The 6303-nt window shown below is 52.7% G+C and carries 8 protein-coding genes and 1 other RNA gene; 3 read left to right on the top strand and 6 right to left on the bottom strand.

Annotation, left to right across the window (positions count from 1 at the left end; translation table 11 throughout):
- The 3 genes from M8370_RS19850 to smpB all read right to left on the bottom strand — a co-directional run.
- Nucleotides 1-354 (bottom strand): integrase arm-type DNA-binding domain-containing protein (locus tag M8370_RS19850; RefSeq protein ID WP_250021632.1); only part of this gene is annotated, 354 nt, incomplete at its 3' end.
- Nucleotides 355-519: 165 nt separating this feature from the next.
- Nucleotides 520-883, bottom strand: a transfer-messenger RNA (tmRNA) gene (ssrA, locus tag M8370_RS19845).
- Between the two features lie 89 nt (nucleotides 884-972).
- Nucleotides 973-1455, bottom strand: a complete 483-nt coding sequence (smpB, locus tag M8370_RS19840) for an SsrA-binding protein SmpB (RefSeq protein WP_250021631.1) — start codon at nucleotides 1453-1455, stop codon at nucleotides 973-975.
- Nucleotides 1456-1611: 156 nt separating this feature from the next.
- Here smpB and M8370_RS19835 point away from each other — a divergent pair, with 156 nt between their 5' ends.
- Together M8370_RS19835 and M8370_RS19830 are read left to right on the top strand one after the other, a co-directional pair.
- A complete protein-coding gene (locus tag M8370_RS19835; RefSeq protein WP_008502504.1) occupies nucleotides 1612-2049 on the top strand; it encodes a type II toxin-antitoxin system RatA family toxin in 438 nt (145 codons plus the stop codon).
- Nucleotides 2039-2326: an RnfH family protein gene (locus M8370_RS19830; RefSeq protein WP_095908117.1), complete on the top strand. Its 288-nt coding sequence runs from the start codon at nucleotides 2039-2041 to the stop codon at nucleotides 2324-2326. The genes M8370_RS19835 and M8370_RS19830 overlap by 11 nt, the downstream gene beginning before the upstream one ends.
- Before the next feature lie 108 nt (nucleotides 2327-2434).
- Here M8370_RS19830 and bamE read toward each other — a convergent pair whose 3' ends face one another.
- The 3 genes from bamE to nadK all read right to left on the bottom strand — a co-directional run bounded on the left by bamE (nucleotide 2435) and on the right by nadK (nucleotide 5537).
- Nucleotides 2435-2773 carry an outer membrane protein assembly factor BamE gene (bamE, locus tag M8370_RS19825; RefSeq protein WP_003863121.1) on the bottom strand — a complete coding sequence of 113 codons (339 nt, stop codon included), beginning with the start codon at nucleotides 2771-2773 and terminating at the stop codon, nucleotides 2435-2437.
- Nucleotides 2774-2911: 138 nt separating this feature from the next.
- Nucleotides 2912-4573 carry a DNA repair protein RecN gene (gene recN, locus M8370_RS19820; protein ID WP_013098357.1) on the bottom strand — a complete coding sequence of 554 codons (1662 nt, stop codon included), beginning with the start codon at nucleotides 4571-4573 and terminating at the stop codon, nucleotides 2912-2914.
- Between the two features lie 85 nt (nucleotides 4574-4658).
- Nucleotides 4659-5537: an NAD(+) kinase gene (nadK, locus tag M8370_RS19815; protein WP_013098356.1), complete on the bottom strand. Its 879-nt coding sequence runs from the start codon at nucleotides 5535-5537 to the stop codon at nucleotides 4659-4661.
- Between the two features lie 122 nt (nucleotides 5538-5659).
- Here nadK and grpE point away from each other — a divergent pair, with 122 nt between their 5' ends.
- Complete coding sequence (grpE, locus tag M8370_RS19810) at nucleotides 5660-6253, top strand: nucleotide exchange factor GrpE (RefSeq protein WP_013098354.1); 594 nt, start codon at nucleotides 5660-5662, stop codon at nucleotides 6251-6253.
- Nucleotides 6254-6303 lie beyond the last annotated feature (50 nt).

Genomic DNA, 6303 nt, shown 5'->3' with positions numbered 1-6303 from the left:
AAACCATTTCCTTGCCACGGCTTGGAGAGTGTGTTCAGTAGCATTCTTTAAGGCATTAGCTTTATCGTTGTTATGAACTTGGGGATCAATGCCATTAGCAAGCAAGGAAAGGTATTCATCTCGTAAGGCTCTGGCTCTTGCCAGTGTAAGGTGAGGATAGGTCCCAAGGCTCATTTTGGTTCTTTTTTTACTCACTGGCACTGCATACCTGAAATACCAATTCTTCTTTCCTCCTTTCGAGAGGGGAGCGATTCGTAGTATCAAACCATCTCCGTCAAACAAGTTGATTTCTTTGTCGGCTGGCTTGGTGCTTTTGATTTCAGTGTCAGTGAGCTTCTTAGCGATTTTTGCCATTTTGGGACCCTCGGTTTTTGGACCCTTCTTAGTGGGTCCCATTCAGGGTGCCATATGTGATAGTTCTCAGCAATTCTCACTGGACGACAATAGACGTAAAAAAGCCCGCAGAGCTTGTGCTGTGCGGGCTTAGTGGACTTTACTGAACTTCAGTACATCAATATTTGGTGGAGCTGGCGGGAGTTGAACCCGCGTCCGAAATTTCTACATCCTCGGTACTACATGCTTAGTTTGTCTTTACATTCGCACGCCAGCTGCGGACAGACACGCCACTAACGAACTAGCCTGATTAGTTTTAACGCTTCAACCCCAGGCAGGGCTTCCACGCGATCTCTTTTGGGTTTGACCTCTCTTTGATCCCCGTCTTAAGAGCGGAAGCTAGGGAGAGAGGGCTCAGAGCAGGTTATTAAGCTGCTAAAGCGTAGTTTTCGTCGTTTGCGACTATTTTTTTGCGGCTTTTAACGAGGCAAACCGCCCCTCGGCATGCACCTTGGGTTTCGCAAATCCCGTCGAATCCAGAATCAGCCCCAATAGTGTTGAACTCAGTATACCAGATTTCACTTCCTGGATACCAGCCCGGAACGCTAACTTATTGAATAGTACAATAAGTGTGCAGAATCAACGTCCTGCGTTTTTCATAATGCGCGCTTTGTCGAGCTGCCATTCGCGCTCTTTCAGGTCAGTACGTTTGTCGTGCTGTTTTTTACCTTTGGCAACGCCAACTTTCACTTTGCACCAGGCGTTTTTCCAGTACAGGGACAGCGCGACCACGGTAAAGCCTTCACGGTTAATGCGCCCGTAGAGGGATTCCAGTTCACGCTTGTTCAGCAGCAGCTTACGGGTACGCGTTGGGTCACACACGTAGTGCGAAGAGGCGACGGTCAGCGGCGTAAAGTTGGCACCGAACAGGAAGGCTTCGCCATCTTTCAGGATGACGTAGCTATCGCCGATGTTGGCTTTCCCGGCGCGCAGCGATTTTACTTCCCAGCCCTGCAGGGCAAGGCCAGCTTCAAATTCTTCTTCAATGAAATACTCATGGCGAGCACGCTTGTTGAGCGCAATGGTCGCCGAGCCTGGTTTATGTACTTTTTTCTTCGTCATAAGTGTCGTAAAGCCGTCGGTAATCTGATTTCAAAAAGTCACCTCATTGCGTCCTGTGAGGTCTAACGCGCTATCTTAGCACGAGATGAGGCTTAGCGTTTTTTTAACAGGTGATAAATGTTATTATTTGTCCGTTGTGTGACCATGGGAAATGCTATGCCTCAGATTAGCCGTACTGCGCTTGTACCTTACAGCGCGGAACAAATGTATCAGTTAGTGAACGATGTTCAGTCATATCCAGAATTTATCCCTGGGTGTACCGGGAGCCGTGTTCTGGAGTCTGGCCCGACGCAGATGACGGCGGCGGTGGATGTCTCCAAAGCGGGGATCAGCAAGACGTTCACCACCCGCAATACGCTGACGAACAATCAGAGTATTTTGATGCATCTGGTGGATGGTCCATTCAAGACCCTGATGGGAGGCTGGAAGTTTACGCCGCTGAGCGCTGATGCCTGCCGCATCGAGTTCCATCTGGACTTTGAGTTTACCAATAAGCTGATTGAGCTGGCGTTTGGCCGCATCTTCAAAGAGCTGGCGTCCAATATGGTTCAGGCATTCACGACCCGCGCCAAAGAGGTCTACAGTGTCGCATAAGATAGCTGTGGAAGTGGTCTACGCGTTGCCGGAGAAGCAGTATCTGCAGCGCGTGACGCTGGAAGAGGGCGCAACCGTTGAAGCGGCTATCCGTGCCTCCGGCATTCTGGAGCTTCGTGGCGATATCGATCTGGCAAAAAATAAAGTCGGCATTTACAGCCGTCCGGTGAAGCTGGGTGATGTGCTGAAAGAGGGCGACCGGGTGGAGATTTATCGCCCGTTGATTGCCGACCCGAAAGAGCTGCGTCGCCAGCGTGCGGAGAAATCAGCTAAGTAGTGCTTTCTTCTCCCGGTGGCGCTGCGCTTACCGGGGCTACGATCCAGTGCGAAATGTCGATACAAAAAAGGTGCTCATTGAGCACCTTTTTGCATTTCTGACGCCGGATTATTTGGTCAGGGCAGGCTTGTTGTCGATGTTGGTCAACACACCAGCGCTGCTGAAGGTCAGCGTCAGGGTCTGCTGGGTCACATCTTCGTGGCCTGGCTGCTGACGGAATACATAGAACCAGGTGTTGGTGCCGAACGGATCGGACATCATCGGGGTTCCCAGTGCATAAGCGACCTGCTGTTGTGTCATCCCTACACGGATTTTAGACACATCGTTAGGGGTAAGGTAGTTCCCCTGGTTGATGTCAGGACGGTAAACCACTTTCTCCAGAGTGGAACAGCCTGCGGTCAACATCAGAAGAACCGCAGCGGCAGCGGTCAGCGTTTTACAGCGCATAGTGATTTGATTCCTTTTCGGGCCCGAGCAGTACGCGGCTCATATGTAATATGCCGATGATAATAGACCTTGCCCCACTTTGAAACCGGTCTGGCGGCGTTTTTGTTGTTCTGTATGACCCTGAGATCCCGAAAAAGTTTATGCCGCCAGCAGTTCTTTCGCATTCGCGAGCGTATTGCGGGTGACTTCGCTGCCTCCCAGCAGACGAGCCAGCTCCTGCAGGCGCGAGCGTTTATCCAGCGGTTTCATGTGCGTTTCGGTCATTTCACCGTCCGTTTCTTTGCTGACGATAAAGTGATGATGACCACAGCCTGCCACCTGCGGCAGGTGGGTGACGCACATCACCTGAGTCGATTCACCGAGCTGGCGCAGCAGTTTACCCACTACCGCCGCCGTCGGGCCGCTAATCCCCACATCCACTTCATCGAAAATCAGGGCCGGGGTTTCCATTTTACGGGCGGTGATAACCTGGATCGCCAGAGCAATACGGGAGAGCTCACCACCGGATGCCACTTTGGAAATAGGCTGTAACGGCTGGCCTGGGTTGGTGGTGACACGGAATTCGATGCGATCCGCGCCTTCCGCCGTCAGGGAGTTCTCTTCGAAGCGGACATCAATCGTGAATATGCCGTGTGGCATCGCCAGCGTATGCATGCTGTCGGTGATGTGCTGGCTGAGTTCCTGAGCATAATGCTGACGAACATCATGCAGCTGTTTCGCCGTGGTCAGCGCCTGCTGATGGTGCTGGTTTACAGCCAGAGTCAGCGTTTCCAGTGAATCAGCCTGATCGTCAAGTTGCTGCTGTTCATCAAGGAGAGACTGATAGAACGCAGGCAACTCTTCCGGCGTGACGTGGTGCTTGCGCGCCAAAGAAATCTGACGGGAAATGCGCTGTTCCAGCTCAAACAGGCGATTGGGATCGAGATCCAGACGTTCACAGTAGTGGCGCAGTTCATCACCGGCTTCAGAGATTTGAATCGCCGCCTCTTCCAGCATATCCAGCACGCCGGACAGTTTGCTGTCCATGCCCGCCAGCTCGGTAACAAGCTGACGCACGTTATACAGCTGGCTTTGCAGATTAACGTCTTCACCATCTGCCAGTAAGGTGAGGGCGTTCTGGCTGGTAGAGAGCAGATGGCCACTGTTGGCCAGACGCTTGTACTCTTCGTCAATAAGTTCGAACTCACCCGCCTGCGGGTTAAACTCGTTCAGTTCTTTGAGCTGATACTCCAGCAGCTCGGCGCGTGCGGCACGCTCCTGGCTTTGCTGCTGATGCTGAGCCAGCTCGCGGCAACTCTGGTGCCACTGGCGATAGTGTTCTGCCATCAACTGAGTAAGTGCATACTCACCTGCATAGCCATCGAGTAGCGATTTTTGCTGCTCCGGCTTAACCAGTTGCTGATGCGCGTGCTGACCATGGATTTGAATTAGCAACTGGCCCAGCTCGCGAAGCTGAGAAAGCGGTACCGCCGTGCCGTTGATAAAACCGCGTGAACGACCGTCGCTGCTGATAACGCGACGAAGTAAACACTCACGTCCATCTTCAAGCTGGTTTTCTTCGAGCCAGCGCAGGGCTGCAGGGGTGTCTTTCAGGGAGAAGCGAGCGCAGAGGTCAGCACGGTTGGCGCCCATGCGCACCATGTCACCCTCAGCACGCCCGCCAAGGCACAAGCCGAGGGCATCAATGGCAATGGATTTACCCGCACCGGTTTCCCCGGTGATCGCCGTCATGCCGCTGTGGAAATCGATCTCAAGCTCACGAACAATGGCAAAGTTGCTGATGGTCAGTTGTGCCAGCATAATTGTTTTCCTGTATGAAAAACCATGACTGTGTTTTCATACAGTATAAACTGGTTTTTTATACAGTAAAGCACTGGATGAAAAATCAGAACAATTTTTTTGACCAGCCAAGCTTCGAGCTTAATGTGTTGAAATAGCTGTAATCTTTCGGGTGAATAAGATTCAGGTGATAATCACACCGACGAATCAGTACATCTTCACCTTCCTGAATAGGCAGTGCGATCTGGCTGTCGCAGCTGATCTCCAGGTCATTACGGCGGTGCGAGAAACGCAGGCGGATGGTGCTGCTGCCGTTAATCACCAGCGGGCGGGCAGAAAGGGTGTGCGGGAACATCGGCACCAGCGTAATGGCATCCAGCGAAGGCGTCAGGATTGGTCCTCCCGCGGAAAGCGAATAGGCGGTCGAGCCCGTCGGCGTGGAGATAATCAGCCCGTCAGAGCGCTGGGAGAACGCGAAGATTTCATCGATATACACTTCGAACTCAATCATATGCGCCACTTTGCCGGGGTGAAGTACCACCTCGTTAATGGCGGTGCTGATGCGTTTCTGGCAGTCCTGCTGACACACCTGCGCTTCCAGTAAAAAACGTTTTTCGCTGATGTAATGTCCTTCCAGCACATCGGCCAGCTGCTGCTGCGCGTTGTCCGGGTCGAGGTCGGTCAGAAAACCGAGATTGCCACGGTTGATGCCGATGACTTTTATGTCGTAGCGGGCCAGCGTGCGAGCCGCGCCAAGCATGTTGCCGTCGCCGCCGACCACCACGGCAAGATCCGCCTGCTGTCCAATCTCTGCCAGCGTGCCGGTTTTGACGCTCTTAAGCTGCAGCTCCTGAGCGATCTGCTGCTCAACCATCACTTCATAGCCTTTGCTACACAGCCAGCGATACAACATTTCATGTGTCGTCAATGCCGTAGGGTGACGCGGGTGCCCGACGATCCCAATACACCTGAAATGATTATTCATTTTCTGGAGGTCCTTGTGCCTGATGAATGATGACAATCTCTCTTGTTCCCTTGAATCCAGGAAACTGATCCCCATAATAAGCGAAGTTAGCGAGATGAATGCAGAAAAACGCGGAGAAATTCATGAGTAGTAAAGAACAGAAAACGCCTGAGGGGCAAGCCCCTGAAGAAATTATCACGGAACAGCACGATGAAGTTGAGGCTGTAGAGCCAGACGCATCTGCTGAGCAGGTGGACCCGCGCGATGAAAAAATTGCGAATCTGGAAGCCCAACTGGTAGAAGCACAGAATCGCGAACGCGACAGTGTTCTGCGCATCAAGGCGGAAATGGAAAACCTGCGTCGTCGTACCGAACAGGACGTTGAGAAGGCGCATAAGTTTGCGCTGGAGAAATTCGTCAACGAACTGCTGCCGGTAATCGACAGCCTCGATCGCGCGCTGGAAGTGGCTGATAAAGCGAATCCGGACAACGCGGCGATGATCGAAGGTATCGAACTGACGCTGAAATCCATGCTGGACGTGGTGCGTAAGTTTGGTGTGGAAGTGATTGCCGATACCGACGTCCCGCTGGATCCTAACGTACACCAGGCAATTGCGATGGTGGAATCAGAAGACGTTGAAGCCGGTAAAGTGCTGGGCGTGATGCAGAAAGGGTATACCCTGAACGGCCGTACCATCCGTGCTGCGATGGTAACCGTGGCGAAAGCGAAAGCGTAATTTGCCGTCCCGTAGTGCCGGGCGGCGGCTTCGCCTTGCCCGGCCTACAA

The sequence above is a fragment of the Enterobacter cloacae complex sp. OE43NF genome, assembly GCF_023544405.1.
In the GTDB taxonomy this organism is placed as follows: domain Bacteria; phylum Pseudomonadota; class Gammaproteobacteria; order Enterobacterales; family Enterobacteriaceae; genus Enterobacter; species Enterobacter cloacae.
The sequence above is the reverse complement of the archived record's forward strand: the minus strand, read 5'-3'. Positions and strand labels throughout refer to the sequence as shown.

What these genes read in the sequence shown, in the direction of transcription:
- smpB (WP_250021631.1), bottom strand. Translation starts at nt 1,455, where the DNA reads ATGACGAAGAAAAAAGTACATAAACCAGGCTCGGCGACCATTGCGCTC.
- M8370_RS19835 (WP_008502504.1), top strand. Translation starts at nt 1,612, where the DNA reads ATGCCTCAGATTAGCCGTACTGCGCTTGTACCTTACAGCGCGGAACAA.
- bamE (WP_003863121.1), bottom strand. Translation starts at nt 2,773, where the DNA reads ATGCGCTGTAAAACGCTGACCGCTGCCGCTGCGGTTCTTCTGATGTTG.
- recN (WP_013098357.1), bottom strand. Translation starts at nt 4,573, where the DNA reads ATGCTGGCACAACTGACCATCAGCAACTTTGCCATTGTTCGTGAGCTT.
- nadK (WP_013098356.1), bottom strand. Translation starts at nt 5,537, where the DNA reads ATGAATAATCATTTCAGGTGTATTGGGATCGTCGGGCACCCGCGTCAC.
- grpE (WP_013098354.1), top strand. Translation starts at nt 5,660, where the DNA reads ATGAGTAGTAAAGAACAGAAAACGCCTGAGGGGCAAGCCCCTGAAGAA.